Source organism: Burkholderia sp. MSMB1498, from assembly GCF_001526245.1.
In the GTDB taxonomy this organism is placed as follows: Bacteria; Pseudomonadota; Gammaproteobacteria; order Burkholderiales; family Burkholderiaceae; genus Burkholderia; species Burkholderia savannae.
This window is the reverse complement of record NZ_LOYJ01000059.1, coordinates 104,238-126,669: the sequence shown is the minus strand read 5'-3', so window position 1 is coordinate 126,669 and position 22,432 is coordinate 104,238. Positions and strand designations below refer to the sequence as shown.

The 22,432-nt window shown below is 68.3% G+C and carries 18 protein-coding genes; 9 read left to right on the top strand and 9 right to left on the bottom strand.

What is annotated here, in order from left to right:
* Positions 1-239: 239 nt before the first annotated feature.
* The gene (locus WS91_RS11510) at positions 240-1,586 is read right to left on the bottom strand and encodes a chloride channel protein (RefSeq protein ID WP_059670306.1); all 1,347 of its coding nucleotides are present in this window, start codon (positions 1,584-1,586) and stop codon (positions 240-242) included.
* A 347-nt stretch (positions 1,587-1,933) separates the two neighbouring features.
* Here WS91_RS11510 and WS91_RS11505 point away from each other — a divergent pair, with 347 nt between their 5' ends.
* The 4 genes from WS91_RS11505 (at position 1,934) to WS91_RS11490 (ending at position 6,048) form a co-directional block, all read left to right on the top strand.
* Positions 1,934-2,650: a GntR family transcriptional regulator gene (locus WS91_RS11505; RefSeq protein ID WP_038753823.1), complete on the top strand. Its 717-nt coding sequence runs from the start codon at positions 1,934-1,936 to the stop codon at positions 2,648-2,650.
* 104 nt (positions 2,651-2,754) lie between these two features.
* On the top strand, positions 2,755-3,552 hold the full coding sequence (locus WS91_RS11500; RefSeq protein WP_059578474.1) for an SDR family oxidoreductase: 798 nt from the start codon (positions 2,755-2,757) through the stop codon (positions 3,550-3,552).
* 62 nt (positions 3,553-3,614) lie between these two features.
* Positions 3,615-4,547, top strand: coding sequence for a 3-keto-5-aminohexanoate cleavage protein (locus tag WS91_RS11495; RefSeq protein WP_059670305.1), 933 nt, complete (start codon positions 3,615-3,617; stop codon positions 4,545-4,547).
* 196 nt (positions 4,548-4,743) lie between these two features.
* The gene (locus tag WS91_RS11490) at positions 4,744-6,048 is read left to right on the top strand and encodes an MFS transporter (RefSeq protein WP_059578480.1); all 1,305 of its coding nucleotides are present in this window, start codon (positions 4,744-4,746) and stop codon (positions 6,046-6,048) included.
* 45 nt (positions 6,049-6,093) lie between these two features.
* Here the strand turns inward: WS91_RS11490 and codA are convergent, their stop codons facing one another.
* The 5 genes from codA to WS91_RS11460 all read right to left on the bottom strand — a co-directional run bounded on the left by codA (position 6,094) and on the right by WS91_RS11460 (position 12,154).
* Positions 6,094-7,350, bottom strand: a complete 1,257-nt coding sequence (gene codA / locus WS91_RS11485; RefSeq protein WP_059578482.1) for a cytosine deaminase — start codon at positions 7,348-7,350, stop codon at positions 6,094-6,096.
* Positions 7,350-8,582, bottom strand: coding sequence for a PucR family transcriptional regulator (locus WS91_RS11480; RefSeq protein ID WP_038753836.1), 1,233 nt, complete (start codon positions 8,580-8,582; stop codon positions 7,350-7,352). The genes codA and WS91_RS11480 overlap by 1 nt, the downstream gene beginning before the upstream one ends.
* Positions 8,583-8,586: 4 nt before the next feature.
* A complete protein-coding gene (gene codB, locus WS91_RS11475; RefSeq protein WP_038753838.1) occupies positions 8,587-9,849 on the bottom strand; it encodes a cytosine permease in 1,263 nt (420 codons plus the stop codon).
* A 561-nt stretch (positions 9,850-10,410) separates the two neighbouring features.
* Complete coding sequence (locus tag WS91_RS11465) at positions 10,411-10,875, bottom strand: VOC family protein (protein WP_038753844.1); 465 nt, start codon at positions 10,873-10,875, stop codon at positions 10,411-10,413.
* A gap of 124 nt (positions 10,876-10,999) precedes the next feature.
* Entirely contained in the window at positions 11,000-12,154 is a 1,155-nt protein-coding gene (locus WS91_RS11460; RefSeq protein WP_059670304.1) for a porin, read from the bottom strand.
* A gap of 319 nt (positions 12,155-12,473) precedes the next feature.
* On the opposite strand from WS91_RS11460, the gene WS91_RS11455 reads away from it, so the two are divergent.
* Positions 12,474-12,776: a DUF4148 domain-containing protein gene (locus WS91_RS11455; protein ID WP_059670303.1), complete on the top strand. Its 303-nt coding sequence runs from the start codon at positions 12,474-12,476 to the stop codon at positions 12,774-12,776.
* Positions 12,777-13,184: 408 nt separating this feature from the next.
* Here the strand turns inward: WS91_RS11455 and WS91_RS11450 are convergent, their stop codons facing one another.
* The gene (locus tag WS91_RS11450; protein WP_038747741.1) at positions 13,185-14,195 is read right to left on the bottom strand and encodes a LysR family transcriptional regulator; all 1,011 of its coding nucleotides are present in this window, start codon (positions 14,193-14,195) and stop codon (positions 13,185-13,187) included.
* Positions 14,196-14,406: 211 nt separating this feature from the next.
* Between WS91_RS11450 and WS91_RS11445 the strand changes: the two genes are divergently transcribed.
* The 3 genes from WS91_RS11445 to WS91_RS11435 all read left to right on the top strand — a co-directional run bounded on the left by WS91_RS11445 (position 14,407) and on the right by WS91_RS11435 (position 18,833).
* The gene (locus WS91_RS11445; protein ID WP_059578499.1) at positions 14,407-16,671 is read left to right on the top strand and encodes an FUSC family protein; all 2,265 of its coding nucleotides are present in this window, start codon (positions 14,407-14,409) and stop codon (positions 16,669-16,671) included.
* 126 nt (positions 16,672-16,797) lie between these two features.
* Positions 16,798-17,016, top strand: a complete 219-nt coding sequence (locus WS91_RS11440; RefSeq protein WP_038747735.1) for a hypothetical protein — start codon at positions 16,798-16,800, stop codon at positions 17,014-17,016.
* Positions 17,017-17,189: 173 nt separating this feature from the next.
* On the top strand, positions 17,190-18,833 hold the full coding sequence (locus WS91_RS11435; RefSeq protein ID WP_059670302.1) for a histidine-type phosphatase: 1,644 nt from the start codon (positions 17,190-17,192) through the stop codon (positions 18,831-18,833).
* Here the strand turns inward: WS91_RS11435 and WS91_RS11430 are convergent.
* Both WS91_RS11430 and WS91_RS11425 read right to left on the bottom strand, forming a co-directional pair.
* Positions 18,824-19,954, bottom strand: a complete 1,131-nt coding sequence (locus WS91_RS11430; RefSeq protein ID WP_059670301.1) for a DmpA family aminopeptidase — start codon at positions 19,952-19,954, stop codon at positions 18,824-18,826. The two genes, WS91_RS11435 and WS91_RS11430, sit on opposite strands and share 10 nt — an antisense overlap.
* Positions 19,955-19,983: 29 nt before the next feature.
* A complete protein-coding gene (locus WS91_RS11425) occupies positions 19,984-21,390 on the bottom strand; it encodes an APC family permease (protein ID WP_059670300.1) in 1,407 nt (468 codons plus the stop codon).
* 122 nt (positions 21,391-21,512) lie between these two features.
* Between WS91_RS11425 and WS91_RS11420 the strand changes: the two genes are divergently transcribed.
* A complete protein-coding gene (locus WS91_RS11420; RefSeq protein WP_038747724.1) occupies positions 21,513-22,313 on the top strand; it encodes a helix-turn-helix transcriptional regulator in 801 nt (266 codons plus the stop codon).
* The last annotated feature ends 119 nt before the right edge of the window (positions 22,314-22,432 follow it).

Sequence of the window (22,432 nt, the reverse complement as noted above, 5' to 3'; positions counted from 1 at the left end):
CGCCGCGGCGCACGCGACGTGCGGCGAGCCATGTCGCATCGCGCACGGCATGCCGAATCCGCAGTCAGAATCAGCGGTCCGCGATCCGCGATCCGCACGCGGTACGCCATACCGCACGCGGCGCGTCACGCGATACGCTGCGCGTCGTCGTTAGGGCTTCGAATAAAACGACATCGCAAATCGAATTTGCCCTTCGGGATATCGTCTCGCGGCATCGTCGATGGCCGCCGATCCGCCCGTCACGCCCGCTTCTCTCTATACCGCGCGATCAAGCGAAACGCCGCGACCGAACCCGCCACCGCGATCAGCATCGGAATCAGGAAATCATGCCCGACGCGCGTGAACTCGACGATCAGCACGGTCGCGGTGAGCGGCATCTGCATCGACGCGGCGAGAAACGCCGCCGCGCCGACGATCGCGCACGCACCGGCGGGCATGCCTGGCCAGGCGACGCTCCATAGCCCGCCGAGCACGATCGCGAGCAGCGCGCCGTTCGCGAGCCCCGGCGTCAGCAGCCCGCCTTCGGCGCCCGCGCGCAGGCTGCCCCACGTGATCGCCACCTTCAGCACGAGCAGCGTCGCCGCGAGAGCGATCGCGAGCTGTCCGTCGAAGCCGAGCGCGGCCGGCCCCTTGCCGTTGCCGAGCAGTTGAGGAAAGTGCATCGCGAGCACGCCGACGATCGCGAAATTGACGAGCGCGAGCACCGGCAGCCGCCCATCCTTCGGCGCGCGCGCCCGCGCGTGCGCGGTCAGCCGAGCGAAGCCGTATGCGGCGGCGCCGAACAGCGGCCCGCAGACGGCCGACCACGCGACCAGCGACGCATCCGCCGCAAGCGGCGCGACGTGATACTGCTGCTCGTTGCCAAGCCCGATCCACGCGACGAACGCCGCGATCGCGGACGTCGCGACGGCCGGCACGAGCGCGCGCCACGCGAACGTGCCGAGCAGCACTTCGAGCACGAAGAGCGCGCCGCCGAGCGGCACGTTGTAGACGGCGGCGAGCCCCGCGCCGGCGCCGCACGCGACCATCACGCGCGCGTCGGCGGCGGGCAACCCGGCGCGATGCGCGAGCCAGCCGGCCCACATCGCGCCGATCTCGCGCGGCGCGACCTCGCGGCCGAGCGGTGAGCCGAGCGCGACGGTGACGATCTGCAGCAGCGCATGCACGGTCGTGCTGACCACCGGCATCCGCGAATCGTCGGCGCGCACCGCGCGGCGAATGCTGACGAGCGGCGCGCCGAACCGGTACAGCGCCCACCAGCCGCCGCCCGCGACGACGCCGCAGCCGATCAGCACGGCAAGCCGACGCAGCGGCGGCGCGGCCGTCACGCCCTGCAGAAAGCTCTCGTCACCGATCATGTGCGCGACGTCGTACCCGTACGCGGCGTGCTGGATCGCATGCAGCAGCAACGCAAGCAGCATCCCGCCGAGGCCCGCTCCGACGCCCGTCAGCAACGTGACGGCCGCGAGCTTGACGAGCGGGCTGCGCGCGGCGGCGGCCGCCGTCGGCGCGGATTCGGGCGACGTCGACGAAGCGGCTGAAGCCGCGGAAGCGGAAGCAGAAGCGGATGCGATCGGAGCGGACATGGGCGATGGCGATTCGAATGGGCAAGCCGGCGCGCGTCGGCGAAGAGGCTCGGCATGAACGAATGGCGCCATCGTATGCGTCGGTCAATCATGAAACAAATGGATTTTTCTTCTTTATTGATGAATTCAACGCACTCGTCGCTGCGCGACGCGTGGCGAACCGACGGGGTCGCCCTTCCCCGAGGCCGCCCACGTCACGCGGCTCCGCTCGGCGCCCGACGTTGCAAGCCACCGCCCCCGCGTTTTCCCTGATCGCTTCGCACTTGACTGCATGCATCGCATCGACAACACTGCGTGACATCGCAAGTGTGATCACGGATCACACATCAAACCCAAAGGAGCCCGACTTGGCACCGCGCATCGTCCCGCCCGCGCTCAAGGCCATCGAACAGGAAACGATGGCCGACAAGGTCTACCAGCAACTGCGCGAGGCGCTGATGAGCGGCCGCTTCGCGCCCGGCCAGGCGCTCAGCCTGCGCAGCGTCGCCGAGGCGGTCGGCTCGTCGACGATGCCCGTGCGCGCCGCGCTCACGCGCCTGCGCGCGGAGCGCGCGCTCGCCGACGGCCCGAACCGGGCGCTCGTCGTGCCGCCGATGACCGTCGAGATGCTCGACGAGCTGCGCGACGTGCGCATCGCGCTCGAAGGCTGCGTGGCCGAGCGCGCGGCGGCGCGGATGACCGATGCGCAGATCGCCGGCGTGCGGCGCATTTGCGAGACGATGAACGCGCACGTCGAAGCCGGCCGAAGCCGCGCGTACCTGCAGAGCAACTTCGCGTTCCACAGCGCGATCTACGCGCACGGCGCGAGCGAGAACACGCTCGCGATCATCCAGAACCTGTGGATGCGCATCGGCCCATTCCTGAACATGGTCGCGCTCGACGTCCCGCACATGCGGCGCTCGATGGACGCGCACCGCGCGATCGTCGACGCGCTCGAGCGGCGCGACGGCGCGGGCGCGCGCGCGGGCATCGCGCTCGACATCGGCGGCGCCGCGCACGATCTCGCCGCGACGCTCGCGGCCGAACGCGAGCGGCTCGGCCCGCGCCGGCTCGCGAACGAATAAGCAGTCCAGCCTTCGAGGCAGCGCGCGCGGCGCGCAGCCCGTCGAGCATCTCGCCCGTCATCGGCGACATCAAAAAAATACAGACATCACAGGAGACAGACATCATGACTGCACTCGATCTGCTGAAACCGTACGCGGGGCTGCGCGTACTCGTGACCGGCGGCGCGTCCGGCATCGGGCTCGCGATCGCCGACGCGTTCGCCGAATGCGGCGGCAAGGTTCACGTCTGCGACGCGTCCGAGAAGGCGCTCGCCATGCTCGCCGGCCGGCCGTCGCGCGCCGCGCTCGGCACGACGCTCGCCGACGTCGCCGATCCGGCCGCCGTCGAGCGCGTGTTCGCCGACATCGCGCGCACGCTTGGCGGGCTCGACGTGCTCGTCAACAACGCGGGCATCGCCGGGCCGACGGGCGGTATCGACGAGATCGATCCCGCGCAATGGGAGCAGACGGTCGCAATCAACCTGAACGCACAGTTCCAGTTCGCACGGCGCGCGGTGCCGATGCTGCGCGACGCGCCGCACGGCGGCGCGATCATCGCGCTGTCGTCGGTCGCGGGGCGCCTCGGCTACGCGTTTCGCACGCCTTATTCGGCGACCAAGTGGGCGGTGGTCGGCCTCGTGAAGAGCCTCGCGATCGAGCTCGGCCCGCTCGGCATCCGCGTGAACGCGATCCAGCCGGGCATCGTGCGCGGGCCGAGGATGCGCCGCGTGATCGAAGCGCGCGCCGCGCAGCTCGGCATCGACTACGACCAGATGGAGGCGCGCTATCTCGAGAAGATCTCGCTGCGCCGGATGACCGATCCGGACGAAATCGCCGCGACGGCGCTGTTCCTCTGCTCGCCGGGCGGCCACGGAATTTCCGGGCAGGCGATTTCCGTCTGCGGCAACGTCGAGACGCTCTGACCCGCCGCTCCGTCATCGCCCTTCATCGCCCTTCATCGCCGAGCATGGAAAGGAGCCCTAACGTGGCCAGCACCCGCAAAGTCATCGTCACCTGCGCGCCGACGGGCGCGATCCATACGCCGTCGATGTCGCCGCATCTGCCGGTGACGCCGCGCGAGATCGAGGAAGCGGCGGTCGCGGCCGCCGAAGCCGGCGCGGCGATCCTGCACCTGCACGCGCGCGATCCCGCCGACGGCAGGCCGACGCAAGACCCGGCCGTATTCGCCGAATTCCTGCCCCGCATCAAGGCGCGCACCGACGCGGTGATCAACATCACGACGGGCGGCAGCCCGCACATGACGGTCGCCGAGCGGCTGCGCCCCGCGCATCATTTCCGGCCCGAGGTCGCGTCGCTGAACATGGGCTCGATGAACTTCGGCCTCTATCCGATGCTCGAGCGCTTTCGCGAATTCCGGCACCCGTGGGAACGCGAGCATCTGGAAAAAAGCCGCGATCTCGTCTTCAAGAACACGTTCGCGGACATCGAAGCGATCCTGACGAGTTGCGGCGCGAACGGCACGCGCTTCGAATTCGAGTGCTACGACGTCTCGCACCTGTACAACCTCGCGCATTTCGTCGACCGCGGGCTCGCGAAGCCGCCGTTCTTCGTCCAGAGCGTGTTCGGTCTGCTCGGCGGCATCGGCGCGCATCCGGAGGATCTCGCGCACATGCGCCGCACGGCCGACCGCCTGTTCGGCGCAGATTACGTGTGGTCGATTCTCGGCGCGGGCCGCAACCAGATTCCGCTCGCGACGATCGGCGCCGCGCAAGGCGCGAACGTGCGCGTCGGCCTCGAGGATTCGCTGTGGATCGCGCCGGGCACGCTCGCCGAATCGAGCGCTGCACAGGTGCGCAAGATTCGTCAGGTGCTCGAAGGATTGTCGCTCGAGATCGCGACGCCCGCCGACGCGCGCGCGATGCTCGCGCTCAAGGGCGGCGACGCGGTCAACTTCTGACACGGCGCCGCCCGACCATTCGACACGCAAGCGCAGAAACGCGGCATCGGCATGCGCCGATGCCCGGCAGGCCGCCTTTCGCCCCGCTCCCCACGAGCGCCGCCGGCGCGCGACCCGCGCATCTGCCCGTCACCTGCTGAACGCGGAGCGCCGTGCTTGCCGTGCGCTCCGGCTCGTCCCTACCGGAGTCGCATTCATGTCCGCTCAACACGCCGAAGCCCTCTGCCCACCCGCGGGCGACGCCCGCTCGTCGCTGAACCGCCTGCTGTTTCGCAAGCTGATGCCGCTCTTGATCGCGGCCTACGTGATCAGCTTTCTCGATCGCACGAACATCGCGTTCGCGAAGCACTCGATGAGCATCGATCTCGGCCTTTCATCGGCCGCGTACGGCCTCGGCGCGGGGCTCTTCTTCCTCACGTACGCATTGTTCGAAATCCCGAGCAATCTGATCATGCATCGCGTCGGCGCGCGGTTCTGGATCACGCGGATCATGATCACGTGGGGAGCGCTGTCCGTCGCGATGGCGCTCGTGCGCGGCGAGACGTCGTTCTACGCGATGCGCCTTCTGCTCGGCGCCGCGGAAGCCGGGCTCTTTCCCGGCGTGATGCTGTATCTGACCTACTGGTTCGGCGGCGAGGAACGCGCGCGCGCGACCGGCTATTTCCTGCTCGGCGTGTGCGTCGCGAACATCGTCGGCGGCCCGCTCGCGGGCGCGCTGCTCGAGCTAGACGGCGCGCTCGGGCTGCACGGCTGGCAATGGCTCTTCATCGTCGAGGGCATTCCGGCGATCGTGCTCGCGTTCGTCGTCTGGACCTGCCTGCCGGACCGGCCGAGCGACGCGCGCTGGCTCGCGCCCGAGCTCGGCCAAGCGCTCGAGCGCACGCTCGCGAGCGAGCAGGCGCAGAGCGCGGCGGCGCACGGCGCGCACGCGTTCGGGGCCGCGCTGCGCGATCCGCAGATCTGGCTCGCGATCTTCGTGTACTTCTGCCATCAGTTGACGATCTATACGATGATCTTCTTCTTGCCCGGCATCGTCGGCGAATCGGGGCGCTTCACGCCGGTCGTCGTCGGCCTGCTGACCGCGATGCCGTGGATCGCCGCGGCGCTCGGCGCGGCGACGCTGCCGCGCTTCGCGCGCGATGCGTCGCAATCGCGGCGGATGCTGTGCGCGGGGCTCGTCGTGATGGCGGCGGGGCTCGTCTGCGCCGCGTACGCGCCGCCCATGGCCGCGCTCGTGAGCGTGTGCGCGGCCGCGTCGATGTTCTTCGTCGTGCAGTCGATCGTCTTCACGTTCCCCGCCTCGCGCCTTTCCGGCAGCGCGCTCGCGGGCGGGCTCGGGCTCGTCAACACGTGCGGCCTGCTCGGCGGCTTCGTCGGCCCGGCCGTCGTCGGCGCGATCGAACAGGCCACCGGCCACGCGAAGAACGGCCTCGCGTGGCTCGCGATCGCGCTCGTCGTCGCCGCGCTCGCGAGCCTGCGGCTCAGGCACGGGTGCGAGTGACGGCATCAGGAGCGGCGGGCCGCATGCACCCGCCGCCTCCATGTGTCAGCGCGCGGCCGGATAGTCGATGCGCTCGGGCGCGCGGCGCATGATCACTTCGCCGCCGCGAATCGACAGCAGCGCCTTCGCCTGCCGCCGCAGCGCCTCGTAGTCGTCGCTCGCGTCGAGCACGACGAGGTTCGCGGGCCGGCCCGGCTCGATGCCGTAGCGCTCGCCGAGATGCATCGCCCGAGCGCTGTGGTCGGTGACGAAGTCGAGGCTGCGCGCGAGATCCTGATAGCCCATCATGTGGCAGATGTGCAGCCCGGCGTCGAGCACGCGCAGGATGTTGCCGTTGCCGAGCGGATACCACGGATCGCGAATCGAATCCTGCCCGAAGCACACGTTCATGCCGGCGCGGTCGAGCTCGGCGACGCGCGTGACGCCCCGGCGCTTCGGGAACGTGTCGAAGCGGCCCTGCAAATGGATGCTTTCGGTCGGGCACGAGACGAAATTGATTGCCGAGCGCTTGAGCAGGCGAAACAGCTTCGAGCAATACGCGTTGTCATACGAGCCCATCGCGGTCGTGTGGCTCGCCGTCACGCGCGCGCCGACGCCGCGCACGCGCGCTTGCTCGGCGAGCACTTCGAGAAAGCGCGAATGCGGATCGTCGGTTTCGTCGCAGTGCACGTCGACGAGGCAGCCGGTGCGCTCGGCGAGATCCATCAGGAACTCGATCGAGCTCACGCCCTGCTCGCGCGTGTTCTCGAAGTGCGGGATGCCGCCCACGACGTCCGCGCCCATCTCGATCGCGCGCTCCATCAGCGCGCGGCCGCCTTCGAACGATTCGATCCCTTCCTGCGGAAACGCGACGATCTGCAGATCGATGAGCGCGCGCGCCTCTTGCTTCACTTCGAGCATCGCCGCGAGCGCGGCGAGCGAAGGATCGGTGACGTCGACGTGCGTGCGAACGTGCTGAATGCCGTGGTCGCGCAGCATCCCGATCGTCGCATGCGCGCGCGCCTTCGTGTCCGCATGCGTGATCGTCGCCTTGCGCTGCGCCCAGCGCTCGATGCCTTCGAACAGCGTGCCGCTCATGTTCCATTCGGGCTCGCCCGCCGTCAGCACCGCGTCGAGATGGATGTGCGGCTCGACGAGCGGCGGGATCACGAGCTTGCCTTCCACGTCGACTTCGTCCGCGCCCGGTGCGCCTTGCGTGTCGATGCGCACCGCCTGCTGCTCGACGCTCACGATCGTGTCGCCGTCGAGCGCGATGCTGAAAAGGCCGCTGCGCTTGCGCAGCGTCGCGTTGATGAGCTTCATCAGAACTCCTGTCGTTGCGTGTCCGACATCCGCCACGCGAGCAGCGCGACGGACGCGTTCAACCGAAAATACGGATCGGCGAGCGATTGCCCCGACTGCGTCTCGATCCTGCGCAGCCGGTGATTGAGCGTGTTGCGATGAATCGACAACTGCTCGGCCGCCTTGATCGCGTTGCCGTTCTCCTGAAGCAGCGCCTCGAGCGTCTCGATCAGCATCGTCGGATGCTTGCGGTTGCTGTCGAGCAGATTACCGAGCGTTTCCTTCACGAAGCTGTCGATCAGCGTCGGATCGGGGATCGCGGCGAGCAGCTTCAATACGCCGAGTTCGCTGTAATCGCACAGCCCCAGCCCCGGCCGCATGCCTTCGGCGACGCCGAGCGCCTGTCGCGCCTCGGCGAGCCCGCGGCAATAGTGGCGCGCGGCGCCGACCGTCGACGAGATTCCGACGAATAGCGTGAGCGGGCCGATCTGCCGGTTCAGCGCGTCGCGCAGCGCGCCGAGCGCGAGCTTGCTCTTGCGAAAGCGCGGATCGTCGCACGGCAGCAGCAGCACGAACAGCTCGCCCTGCTCGACGACGGGCAGCGCGCCGTGCGCGTCGCGCAGCCAGTCGTCGAGGCCGCGCTGCACGGTCTGCCGCGCCTCCTGCAGCAGCGCTTCGGCCAGGGCCGGCTCTCGTCCGTCGAACAGCGCCGGCACGCCCGCGAGCCGCAGCGCGACGACGCGCCGCGGCCTGTCGAGCGCGAGCTGCAGGTTGCGCGCGCGATGGGCCGCGATGTCGATGCTCGGGTAATCGCCCGTCAGCAGCTGGTTGACGATGTCGCGCTGCGAGCGCAGCGTGTTCTCGTGCCGCACGAGCGCGGTGCCGATCAACTGCGTGACGATCACCATCTTCAGCAGATACGGCTGCTCGATCAGCGGAATGTCGAACTGCTCGGCAAGCGCGACGACGGAATCGGGAATGCGGCGAATGAACGCCTCGCCCGTCAGGATCACCATCCCGGCGATGCGGCTCTTCGCCCCTTCGCGAATCAACTGCAGCAGGTTCGCCTCGTCGCGCGGATGATTGATTCCGGTGACGAACACGAGCTCGCCGCCCATCACCCAGTCGGCGATGCCCTCGTTCTCCGCGACGTAATACCAGCGCACCGGCCGCTGCACGCCGCGCTCGCCCGCGCGCAGCTCGAGCTCCTCGAGGCCAGGCAGGTGCAGGATCTCGCTGACGGTCAGACTCATCGCTTCACTCTCCCTGGACCGACGGCGCACGCGCGATGCGCTCCGCAATCTGCACGAACGCGATGTAGCTAAGCGACGACGCGGCGATGCCGACGAGCGGCGCGATCCACGGCGACGCATACGCGAGCCCCGCGCCGATCGCATACGCGGCGAGCCCCGCGACATTGAAGCGCGGCAATCGGGCGGCAGCGATCGCCGGATAGCGGCCGCGGTGGCGATACCAGAAATCGGCGAGAATCACGCCGCCGACGGGCGGAATGATCGAGCCGAGCAGGATCAGGAACGGAATCAACAGTTCGTACATGCCGCCGATCGCGAGCACGATGCCGACCGCCGCGCCGACGAGCGTCAGCGTGCGGCGGCGCTCGCTGCGCAGCAGATGGCACGCGGCCGCCGACACGTTGTAGATCGTCGGCCCCTGGATCGTCCACAGGTTCATGCAGAGCATCACGACAGCCGCGATCGACAGCCCTTGCAGCATCATCACTTCGACGATGTCGGACTGCTGATAGACGATCGCGCAGTACGCGCCCGCGACGATCATCAGCCCGTTGCCGACGAAAAAGCCGATCATGCTCGCGGCGACGGCCGCGCGGCCGCTCTTCGCGAGCCGCGTCCAGTTCGTCGCCTGCGTCGCGCCGCTCGCGAACGTGCCGAACACCATCGTGACCGCGGCGGCGAAGCTCAACGGCTGCGTCGGCACGATCTTCGCGAGGCCCGGCCAGCCGCCGACGTCGCGCGTCGCGATCCACATCGACACGACGAGCAGCACGAACATCAGCGGCACCGATACGCGCGACAGCGCGTCCATCCCGCGATAGCCGACGATCGCGGTGATCGAGAAGCCGAACCCGAACAGCACCATCAGCGGCGTCGTGACCGACGCGGGCCAGCCGAGCAGCTTGACGAGCACGATCGCGACCGTCGCGGTGCCCCATGCGTACCAGCCGAGCTCGGCAAAGCCGAGCAGGAAGTCGGACAGCTTGCTGCCGACCTCGCCGAAACAGAAGCGCCCCATCAGCACCGAATTCAATCCGCTGCGCGACGCGACGAACGCAAGCGCCGCCGCGTAGGCCGCGAGCAGCAGATTGCCGACGACCGCCACCCACAGCATGTCGACGACGCGAAACGCAACGCCGATCTTGCCGCCCGCGAACATCGTGCCCGTGAAGAACGTGAAGCTGAGCAGCACCATCGTGATCGACAGCACGCCTTTGCGCTCGTGTGCCGGCACTTCGCTCAATGAGAACTCACCCCGTGTCGCCATCGTTTTTTGGTCTCCAGCATTTCAGCGTGAACGGATGATGCGCGGCCAATCAAGCCGTCGCATCCCGATTTGGACAATTAATACCGAAATCGAACTCGAATACGGCAAAGCGGACAATCCCCGCCGTTCACTTTGCACAGGCACCGCTCATCACGTCAGCGCCCGGCCGCCATTTTACTGTGCAAAGCGCTCAATGCAATAACGCAATCCAAGGCGAGTAATTCAGGCCGGGAAAAACTGATTCGTCGCTATATTGAAAAAATTTCCGATTATGTCGGAAACTTGGCGGGCATATTTCGGGGAAATCGGTCGGAAAGCGCTTGCCGAAAAAGCGTGCGGATGGACATGCGGCAAGGACGGCGAGCGGCAAGCGTGCGCAGTCGCGGCGCGACGCGGCCGATTGGCGCGGCGCGACGAAATTCGACGCGAGCATGACGAGCGACGCGGCGCGTGCGCGATGCCGCGGCGCGACGATGCGACGAAATGACGTCGCGGCGAAATGACGACGCAACGGCGCAACAACGCAACGCGCGGCCCGCGCGCCGCATCGTCACGCCGCATTCACTGCCAGCCCTCGATTTTCAGCCCGCTGTCCCGCTCCGCCTCCTCGCGCGATACGTCACGCACCGTCTGCCCGAACGTCCAGACGTGCCGCTCGGGATCGCGCGCGCGGTACGTGCGATCGCCGTAGAACTGATCGGCGGGCGCCTGCAGGATCACGGCGCCCGCCGCGCGGGCCCGCTCGCAATGCGCGTCGATGCCCGATTCGAGCCGCACGTGCACGCATTGCGTGTTCCTGCCGTCGACCGACGACGGGCTGACGGCGAAGTCGCTCCATCCGCCCTCGCCGATCATCACGATGCCGTCGCCGAACGACATCTGCGCATGCGCGACGCGTCCTTGCGCATCGCTGACGACGAGCTCGCGCGTGAAGCCGAATGCGCGCTCGAGCCATTCGAGCGCGGCGCGCGGATCGCGGTAGAACACCGCGCTGCTGAACGACGGGCGTCGGGATAAGGCATTCATGCGAGCGGCTCCTTCGGTGTCGTGTCGACGGCAAACCACTGTCGCCAACGCCGCGCGCCGTGTCAAGCCGCAAATTCGTGCTTCGTCCCTCGCCCGCGCGCAACGCCGCGCGGCGCCCGCGCCGCTAGAAGCGCGTGCGCAACCCGACCGCCGCCGCGACCTGATTGCCTGTCGACGACGCGCCGCCCGCGGTGTTGATCATCGCGACGTAGTTGCGGCCCGACGCGTGCTGGTACATTCCTTCGAGATAGACATCGGTGCGCAGCGACAAACGGTACACCGCCTGCAGATCGACCTGATGCCACTTCGGATCGGAACCGTACTTGACGGTGTTGTCGACGCGGCCGTCCGTATACGTGTACGCGGCGCCGACGCTGAACGCGGGCGTCACCTGATACTTTCCGTTCAGCTCGTAGTTGTCGAAGCGAACCGTGCCGCCCGTCGAGCTGAACGACGCGGTGTTCTCGTATTCGGCGCGCGTGTACACGAAGCCGGCCGTCGCCGGGCCGAACGCGTAGTTGATGCCGCCGCCGTACGAGCGCATCCGGTCCGCGCCGAGCGAGAAGCCGCCCCTGCCGTTCGCCGCCGATTCGACGACGTCGACCGCGCCCGGGCTGCCCGCCGTCGTGCCCTTCGAGCCGTCGATCTGCAGGTAGCCGGCCGCGACGTTCAATGGCCCGCGCGTGTAGCTCGCGCCGAAGCTGTATGCGCGGTTCGCCGCGAACCCGGTGCTGTTCGACATCGCGTACATGCCGCCGAACCTGAAGCCCGCGTATGTGTTGCTCGTGTACTTGATCGCGTTGTTGATCCGCAGCGAGTGGTTCAGGTTGTCGTTGTCGAACGGGTGCGCGAAGCTCGCGTCGCCGAACGTGCCCGCCGTCGCCGACATCGGCGCGACGAAATCGACGAGCGAATCGTATTGCCGGCCGATCGTCAGGGTGCCGAAACGATTGTCCGACAGCCCGACGTACGCGAAGCGGCCGAACAGGCGGCCGTCCTGGCCGAGCTTGCCGTTCTCTGAGTTGAAGCCGTTCTCCAGCACGAACAGCGCCTTCAGCCCGCCGCCGAGATCCTCGGTGCCGCGCACGCCGAAGCGGCTGCCGTTGACGGCGCCCGTCGTCGCCTGCACGAGCCCGCCGTGCGAGTTGCCGCTCGCGACGTTGTTCGTATACATGATCCCCGCGTCGATCAGCCCGTACAGCGTGACCGAGCTCTGCGCGTGCGCGGCCGTCGCGGCCAGGACCCCTGCGGTTGCGCATGCAAACCGGATGTTTTTCACAACGGAACTCCTTGTTGATTGGAATGAAACGACTCGCTTCGACGACGACCGAGTTTAGGGATTCGTCCGCCGAGAATCAGCGGCCGGGCGCGTAGAGCTTCTTTGCGCAGGCCGGAACGAACGGACACACTTCCGTCACGAAGCCTCACCCCGATCGGCCGCGCGACGCGCTCTGCTGTTTTTCAGTGTTGTGCAATCCGCAAGGCTGCTTGCCTGCGCGGCCGGTTTTTCCGCGCGCGGCCGCTGCGTAGACTCTGCTTCGTCAGTTCGGATCGTTGAACCGCGAACTGCATCGAATCGAATCACACTGGAGGTCATCTTGAAATTGATCGTCGTCACCGCTGCCGCCGCCCTCGTGCTTGCCGCACCGGTCGTCTCGTTTGCCCAATCGTCGAACGGCTCGCTCACGCGCGCGCAAGTCGTTCAGGAGCTCGTCGATCTGGAATCGGTCGGCTACCAGCCGTCGCACGGCAACGAAACGACCTATCCGGACGACATTCAGGCCGCGCAGCGCCGTCTCGACGCGAAGCGTCTCGCCGCGCGCAAGGCCGCCGAGGCCGCGTACGGCCCCGCCGTCGCGGGCGCGGCGCAAGCCGGCAAGCCCGCGGCGGGCGCGCAGTAAACGAACGTCGTTGAGGAGACGTCGGGCAAGGAGACATCACGGATGAAGAGGCGATGCGAGATGCGTCGTCTCTTCGCTGTTTTGCTGTCTTGCTGTCTTGCTGTCTTGCTGTCTTGCTGTTCAGCCGTTTCTCTATTTATTCAGCGGCCATTTCGCGGCATTTCCGTCGCGCAGCCGCTCGATCCGCGCGCCGTCCCCTTGTTTGTTTGGCCGCGCGTGGCCGAAGGGAAGCGCGGCGCCCCCGCGAACGTGCGCATCATCTCGATAAAAGCCGCCACGCCGTGCAATCTCCGCTGCCCGACACCCGCGACGCCCGAAAAAAAACAAGGCGCGACACGCAACGCGCGGCCGCCCGTCGAGCGCGGCCGCGCATCGCGTCGATATCGGAGGATTCGCTCAGTGACTCACTCAGTGACTGAGCGCGTGCGCCGCTTCGAGCCCGACTTCGAGCGACGCGGCGATCGCGCTTTGCGTCGCATCGGACGCCTCCGCGCCGATCGCCGACAGCATCGCTTCGTCGCGCGCGATCATCTTCGGCATGTGAAAGCGCAGCGCATCGACCCAGGTCCGCACTTTCGCGTCGATGAAGCGGCGCGACGGATAGAGCGCATAGACGTTCATCTTCTGCAGCCGGTGCGCGGGCAGCACGCGCACGAGTTTGCCGCAGCGCAGGTCTTCGATCGCCGCATAAAGCGGCAGCATGCCGATGCCGATGCCCGCGCGGATCGCGACCGCGAGCGACTCGGCGGTATTGGTCTGCACTGGGCCGTCGACCTTGATCTCCTCGGTGCCGTTCGGCCCTTCGAGCAGCCATTCGTGCGTCGGAAACGCGGGCGTGCGCAGCGTGAGGCACGCGTGCCGCGCGAGATCGCGCGGCGTGCGCGGCGCGCCGTGCGCACGCAAATACGCGGGCGTCGCGCACAGGATGCTGAACGTCGAGCCGAGCAGATGCGACACGAGCTCGGAATCGGGCAGCGACGACGCGGTCACGACCGCCATGTCGCTCGAGCCGTCGAACAGATCGGGCATCCGCTGCGACAGCGTGAGCTCGATCGACACGTCCGGATGCTGACTGCGATACGCGGTGAGCGCAGGCAATACGTAATGCTGGCCGATGCTCGCGAAGCTGTGCATCCGCAGCACGCCCGCCGGACGCTCGTGCGCGCAGCTCGCTTCCTCCTCCGCCTGATCGACGTCCGCGAGGATCTGCCGGCATCGCAGCAGATAGCGCTCGCCCGCGGGCGTGAGCGCAAGGCGCCGGGTCGAGCGGTTCATCAGCCGCGTGCGCAGCCGCGCCTCGAGCTCGGACACCGCGCGCGACATCGCGCCCGTCGTCGAATTCAGCGATTGAGCGGCCGCCGTGAAGCTGCCCGCTTCCACCACGCGGGCGAACACCCGCATGTTCTGTAGCGTATCCATTCCCGTTCGAAACCTGTCGTAGAGCCGATATTGTCCTCCAGCGGAACCTGCGCATTGTTGCCGCCACGGCAACTATGGTTTCCCTGCGGTTGCGTTAATGCGCGTGCGCGCGGCTCCTACAATCGGCGCCTCTCCGGTCGGACTGGCGTCGTCGCGCGAGGCCGGAGGCCCCGATTCGCGCCCGCCACCAGCACCGCCACCAGCACCAGCCATGAAGCACGAGCCCGCGCTACAGCGATTCCTCATCGATCCGCAACGATGGCAGGAGCGGCTGCGCAGCGTCGCCAGGCTCGCGCGCGACTGGGCGGGCCGCGACGGCCTCGTCTGGCTGCATCTCGCGAAGACGATCGCGGCCGCGCTCGCCGCAATGGGCATCGCGATGCTGCTCGACCTGTCGCAGCCGAGAATCGCGATGACGACCGTGTTCGTGCTGATGCAACCGATGAGCGGGATGGTGCTCGCGAAGAGCTTCTATCGGGTGGTCGGCACGGGCGTCGGGCTCGTGGCCGCGCTCGCGTTGGGCGGCCTGTTCGCGCAGCAGCCGGAGCTGTACATGGCGGGCATCACGCTGTGGGTCGCGGGCTGCATCGCGGCCGCCGTGCGCAACCGGCACTTTCGCTGGTACGGCTACGTGCTCGCCGGCTACACGGCCGCGCTGATCGGCCTGCCCGCGGTGATGGCGCCGAACACGCTGTTCCTGTCGGCGCTCACGCGCGCGGCCGAAGTCGCGGTCGGCATCTTCTGCTCCGGCGCCGTCAGCGCGCTCGTGTTTCCGCTCAGCTCGAGCGACGCGCTGATGCGCACGCTGAATGCGCGGCACGCCGCTTTCGTCGCGTTCGCCGCGAGCACGCTCGCCGGCGCGGTCGAGCGCGGCGATTTCGAGCGGCGCTTCGCCGACTTCGTCGACGGCATCGTCGGCTTCGAGGCCACGCGCGCGTTCGCGTCGTTCGAGGACCCGCACATCCGTGCGCGCAGCCGGCGGCTCGCGCGGCTGAACAGCGAATTCATGAACGCGTGCGCGCGGCTTCATGCGTTCCATCAGTTGCTCAAGCGGTTGCGCGCGAGTCACGCGGTGGAAGTGCTCGCGGCGATCGGTCCGCATGTCGACGCGCTGTCGGCCGCGCTGTCCGCGCTGCGCGGCGACTCCGCCCAACGGCGCGCGACGCAGTCGCGGTCGCCTTCACCTTCACCTTCCCCTTCACCTTCACCATCGCCCGCGCTCGTCGAGCTGAGCGCGTACCTCGCCGCGCTGCCGAAACGCGCGCGCGCGTCGCGCCGCGCGGTCGAGACGCTCGCCCCGGCCTGCGCGCTCGACTTCGACACCGCGATCGAGCTGCTCCACCGCTTCGTCGACGAATTCCTCGGCTACGCTGAAACGCACGCGTCGCTCGCGCTCGACAGCCACGTGCTCGAGCGCTCGGTCACGCGCTACGCGGTGAAGACGAACCGCTACTTCGTCGGCTTCACGTTCCTGCGCACGCTCGTCGCGATGGGCGCGATGAGCGCGTTCTGGATCGCGTCCGAATGGTCGAGCGGTGCTCTCGCGGTGATCGGCACGGCGATCGCGTGCGCGCTCAGCTCGACCGCGCCGCGCGCGAGCCGCTTCGTCGCGCAAATGGCCGCGGGCGCGGCGCTCGCGACGCTCACCGGCTATCTGTACGTCTGCTACGCGTATCCGCGCATCGACGGCTTCCCGCTCCTGTGCGCGGCGCTCGCCCCCGCGCTCGCGGCGGGCGCGTATCTCGCGACGCGCCCCGGCAAGTCCGGCTACGGGATCGGCTTCGTCGTGTTCTTCTGCCTGCTCGCGGGGCCGGACAACGTGATCGTCTATGCACCCGATGCGCTGATCAACAACGGCCTCGCGCTCGTCGTGTCGATGCTCGCCGCATCGATCGCGTTCGCGGTGGTGTTCCCCGCCGAGATGCCCTGGCTCACCGGCAGAATCGCGCGCGATCTGCGCCGCCAGATCACGCTCGCGTGCGACGGCCCGCTGTCGGGCCTCGAGCAGCGCTTCCAGTCGAGCTCGCACGATCTGATGTCGCAACTGCGCAACCTGCTCACGAAGCGCTCGCGACGGCATCGCGACGCGCTGCGCTGGATGCTCGCGACGCTCGAAGTGGGCCATGCGGTGATCGACTTGCGCCGCGAGATGCAGGCGTTCACGGCCGCGCAGCCCGCACAGGCGCTGCGCTGGCGCGCGTTGATCGACGCGGTGCGCGATGCGCTGCCACGGCTTTTCGAGACACCCGACGCGCATCGGCTCGCGCGTGCGCTGAAGTCCGTCAATCTCGCGATCCGTGCGGTCCGGCACACGCAGCACCTGTGGTCCGCGGTGCCCGCCGAGCGTCGTCAGATGCAGCGCATCGTCAGTTGCCTGCACTTCATCCGCAGCGCGCTGATCGACGGGGACGCGCCTTTCAATCGCGGCTCGCGCGCCCGTGAACGCGTGCGCGCAAGACGCGGCTCGCGCGGCTGACACGCGAAACGATCGTTGTGCGAAATGGAAAGAAGCTCCCCACGCCCGGCGATTAATTCAATCCGATTCGGGTCATATAGTTTCATCACCGTCGAGCAAGACGGAAACCCTCAAGGAGAAAATCAAATGAAGTCGCTGCAAATCGCCGTCGTCGCGCTGTCGCTGTCCGCCGTCATGGCCGCCGCTCATGCGCAACCCGCCGCCGCCGACGCGGGCCGGCAACCGGCGAACCGCACCGAGGCCGTGCAAGCCGCCGGCCGCGTCCCCGCCGCTCATCAAGACGGCCAGGAACCGAACGCATGCGTCGGCCCGGTCAGCTTCTGCAACATCTACTTCGGCAGCTAAGCGTCGTGCGCGCCGCGCTCGGGACCGAACGGAAAGCTCGACACGAGCTTTCCGTTTCATGACTTCAAGCTGTCAAATTCATTTGCGAGACTGCGCGCTCGACTCACCGCACGCGCAACACTCCGACGAGCGGCGGTGCCTTCCAGCCGATTCTTCCTCGCTCCTCCGTTTCGATGAAACGCCGCCTCGCCCGCCTCCTCGCCCCGACCCTGCTGTGCGCCGCGCTTGCCGCTTGCGGCGCCGGCGACGTGAACGACAACGGCACGCCGCCCGCCGCGCAGCCGAATCCGGCGCCCGAAGCGCCGGCGCCCTCTCCCGCGCCCGCCGCGCCCACCTACTATCAGACGAAGACGCCTTATCGTCCACAGCAGGACGCTTCGACGTACGAAGCGCCTCCCGCGGGCTACGCGCCCGTCTATACCGAGATGGTCGCGCGCCACGGCTCGCGCGGGCTGTCCGGTTTCAAGTACGACGGCGCGATTTACGACATGCTGCAGAAGGCGGACGCCGACGGCGCGCTCACGCCGCTCGGCCGGCAGTTGAAGGCCGACACGTTCGCGATGATGAGGGCGAACGCGCTGCTCGGCTATGGCGTCGCGGGCATCTCGACGCCCGGCTACGGCAATCTCACGCAGGTCGGCATCCGCGAGCACCGGCAGCTCGCCGCGCGGCTGCTCACGCGGCTGCCCGCGCTGTTCGACTCGGCTGCCGGCGCGGCGGCGGGCAACGCGGCGCGCAAGATCGTCGTCGTGAGTTCCGGCCAGGATCGCGCGGTCGACAGCGCGACGTTCTTTTCCGGCGCGCTCGTGGCCGCACGCCCCGCGCTCGCGCCGGCGATCACGCTGCCGCCCGCGCCCGCCGGCTATCCGGAAGGCGCGCCGGTTGCGCAAGCCGCGGGCGTCAATCGCTTCCTGCTTTACTTCCATGCACTGAAGCCCGCCACCGATCTCGTCGCGTCGACGGCCGATCCGTATTACGCGACCTATCGCGACAGCCTCGCGTATCAGGCCTACGGAGGCGATCCCGTCGCCGCCGCGAAACTCGACGCGATCGTGCAATCGCCGCAAACGGGGCAGGTAGCGCAAGCGGTGCTCGCCGGGCTCGTCGCGCCCGAGTTCGTCGCGAAGCTCGGCACCGCGGGCTACACGTTCTCGAACACGGGCGCTTACGCGTTCGCGTCGGCGGACGGCAAATTCGCCAACACGGTGAAGGGCGACGGCAAGACGAAGATCAAATCGGCCGCCGACGCCGCGAACGTGCTGTACAACCTGCTGCAGGTCGCGCCCGCGATGACGGCCGAAACAGGCGGCGTCGCGATGGAGCGCTACATCGCCGCGCCGCAGGCCGAGCACCTCGCGTATCTTCAGGACGCCGAGGATTTCTACGGGAAAGGCCCGGGCGTCGCCGAAGCGAATCCCGTCACGTACCGGATGGCGCAGGCGCTCGTCGACGATTTCTTCGGCGAGATCGACGCGATCGCACGCGGCGACCTGACGAACGCGGCGAAGCTGCGCTTCACGCACGCCGAGGTCGTGATCCCGTTCGCGTCGATCCTGAAGCTCGGGAACGTGTTCGCCCCCGTGCCGCAGGCGCAAACCTACACGTATGCGAGCAACCCGTGGCGCGGCGAGACGGTGTCGCCGATGGCCGCGAACCTGCAGTGGGACGTGTATCGCAACGGATCACGGCTCATCGTGAAGATGCTGTACAACGAGCGCGAAACCGATTTCCAGCCCGCGTGCGACGACGCGCGGATCGCGCCCGGCAGCCGCTTCTACGACTACGCGGGCTTGAAACGCTGCCACGGCTATCGCTGAGCGTCGCCCGCGCGCGGCCGCCAGCCGGCCTCGCGCAGCGCGTCGACGAGCCGCGCGGCGCCGAGCGCCTCGACCTGCACGCCGCGCGCCGATAGATCGGTCGCCGCGACGAGCGCGTTGACGATCGCCTCCTCGACCGCTTCCGCCGCCGCATCGAACAGCGCCGAGATGTGCTCGTCGGCGACCATCCGCACGCCAACCGTCGTCGGCCCCGGTCGGCCGTAGCTCGCGATCGGCAGGCCGGCGTTGCCGGTCGCGAACGCGACGAAGATGTCGCCGCTCGAGTTGTCGGTGCCGCCGCCGACGCGTGCGAGCCCGACGCTCGCGCGCTGCGCGAGCCGCGTGCATTGATGCGGCAGCAACGGCGCGTCGGTCGCGAGCGTCACGACGATCGAGCCCATGCCGGGCTCGCCCGCCGCGCCCGGCGCGCGGAACGGCGAATGGATCTCGTGCAGCACTTCGCCGACCGGATAGCCCGCGACGCGCAGCGCCGCGCGCTGCCCGTAGTTCGCCTGCACGAGCGCGCCGACCGTCCAGCCGCCCGCCGTGTCGGCGACGACACGCGACGCGGTGCCGATGCCGCCCTTGAACTCGTGGCAGATCATGCCGGTGCCGCCGCCGACGCAGCCCTCTTCGACCGCGCCCGAACGCGCGGCGGCCAGCGCCTGCGCGACATGCCCGACGCGCACGTGCTGGCCCCAGATGTCGTTCAGGAGTCCGTCGAACGTCTCCATCACGACCGGCATGCACCAGTACACGTGCTCGCGATCGCGCGCGCCGCCCTGCGCGCGCTCGGCCGCGATCAGCGCGTCGCGCACGATGCCGACGCTGTGCGTGTTCGTGTACGCGATCGGCGTCGTCAAAAGCCCTGCCTCGCGAATCCATTCGAGCCCGGTCGCGTCGCCATTGCCGTTCAGCACGTGAACGCCCGCGAAGCACGGCTCGTCGCGCGCGCGGCCGGCGCGCGGCTCGATCACCGTCACGCCGGTATGCGCCGACGCGTCGCCCGCGTCGACGTGCACCGTGCGATGCCCGACCCGCACGCCCGCGACGTCGGTGATCGCGTTGAAGCGCCCCGGCTTGCCGCGGCCGATGCGAATGCCCAGATCTCGTGTGCGCATGCTGATGGTCCTCTCTTTCGGTTCGTGGTTCAGAGTTCGCGGAACGCCGCGCTGCGGCGCGCCCAGAGTGCATAAGTCGCGAGCGATACGACGGCGAGCCCGGCGATGATGTACAGGTCGGTCGGCTTGGTCGCGGCGGCGATCGTCGTATAGAGCGTATACCCCGCTCCGGCGATCGCGACGACGGGCGGCAGCGGCCACCACGGCATCCGGTAATGATGATCGACGTCGCGCCGCGTCACGCGGCTCGCAAGCGCCGCGATGCCGACGGCGAGATAGATGAGCAGCAGCAGATCGACCGTGAACGCGGTCAGCTCGTCGAGGCTCGACACGAACACGAGCAGCGTCGAAGGCACCGCGAGCGTGAGCGTCGCGATCCACGGCGACTCGAGGCGCGGATGGATGCGCGTGAACGCGCCGTTGCAGGCGCGCGACCACAATGCATGGCGCCCGCTGCTGTACAGGAAGCGCCCGACCATGATGACGATCGCGATGATCGCGTTGAACACCGACAGGAAAATGCCGCCGCTCACGACGCGCGACACGCCCGAATTGCTGAGCGCGCGCACGACGTAGCCGATCGGATCGGCGCTTTTCGCGAGCTCGACGAACGACGGCGCGCCGAGCACGATCGCGGTGAGCGGCACGAGTTCGACGACGAGGATCACCGCGAGCGAGCAGATCACGGCCTTCGCGATGTCGCGGTTGCCGCCTTCGAGATCTTCGGCGAGAAACACGGCCGCGCCGAAGCCGTTGTAGCAGAAGATCGCGGTGCCGACGGCCGGCATGATCGCGGCGAGCGTCGCGGGCACGAGCGCGGCTCCGCTCACGACGACCGGATTGACGAGCGCGAGCGCCGGGCGATGCGGTTCGGAAAAGCCGAGATACGCGATCAGCGCGAGCACGAGGATCTCGATCACGAGAAACGCGCCGGTGATCCACGCGTTCGTGCGAATGTTCAGGATGCCTAGCGCATAGCTCGCGAGCACGATCGCGAGCGCGACCGACTGATTGCCGAACTGCGTGCCGAGCGCGGCATTCAGGTAAGGCGCGGCGCCGCTCGCGAGCACGGCCGGAATGAACACGTTCACGGCGAGCACCGCGACGAAGGTCAGATAGCCGGGCAGCGCGCCGAACACGCGCTTGACCATCACGTACTCGCCACCCGCGCTGCGATGCGCGGCGCTCAGTTCTGCGTAGCAAAGCGCGAACGCGAACGCGAGCAGCCCGCCGAGCACGAACGACATCACCGCGCCGCTGCCCGCCTGCTGGATCGCGAACGGCGCGATCACGAAGATCGAGCTCGCGGGCGTCACGCCCGACACGGTGATCATCACGACGTCGCGCACGCCGAGCGAGCGCACGAGCGTGTCCCGTGCGCGCGTTTCGGCCGGCGCGGCGGCCGCCGTGCTCGAGGACTCCGATATCATCGCCATCTTGCTCTCCTTTGCCGCAGGTTTTTTGAACGCCCATACTCGGGCAACGCATGGCGCGCAGTCTAGGAAGCCAAATTGCACGCCGCCATTCCCCCTTGGGGTTACGCCAAATCGGGGCGCACATGGATCGACTGTTCAGCGAAGTAGCGATGCATCAAGCGTTCGGACGCGCGCTCGATCACCTCGGCGAGCCGCGCTTCTGGCGCTTTCTGATTCTGTTTCTCAACGAGATGGTGCCGTTCGACAACGCGCTCGCGACCGCGCTCGGCCGCGACGGCGTGCCCGTCGTGCTCGACGAATACGACACGGGCGGCGCGAGCGGGCCGTCGCCCGTGCCGCTGTATCTCGACGGGCTCTATCTGCTCGATCCGTTCCTGCAGGCCGCGCACGACGGCCTCGCGGACGGCTGTTATCGGCTCGAGGAAGTCGCGCCCGACCTGTTCCGGCAAAGCGAGTATTTCCTCAGTTATTTTCGCGACGCGGTCGGCGAGGACGAATTGCAGATCATCGTGCGCACGCGGCCGGACGAGATGCTGTCGCTGTCGCTCGGCGCGCACGCGCGCTTCGACACCGGCGCGCTCGGCCGCCTCGCCGCATGCTCGCCGTGGCTCTTCGCGGCGATCCGCCAGCATCGCCGGCTGCAAGGCGACGCATCGCGCACGGGCGCGAACGACGATCTCGCCGCACGCGTCGAGCGGGCGCTCGCGAGCTTCGGCGAGGAACTGTTGACCGAGCGCGAGATGGCGATCGCGCGGCTCGTGCTGCGCGGCAACTCGTCGAAGGCAATCGCCGAGCGGCTCGCGATCTCGCCCGAGACCGTCAAGGTGCATCGGCGGCACTTGTATTCGAAGCTCGGGATTTCGTCGCAGCCGGAGCTGTTCTCGCTGTTCCTGCAGGCGCTCGGGCACGACGCGCCGCGGTGACGCCGCGATGAAACCGCCGTGAGGCGGCGGTGAAGCGGCAAAGCGGCCGGCGATGCATCGAATTCGCCGGCGACGATCGCCTTTCCTCCGTGCGCAAAACCGCCTATGTTTTGAAAGGG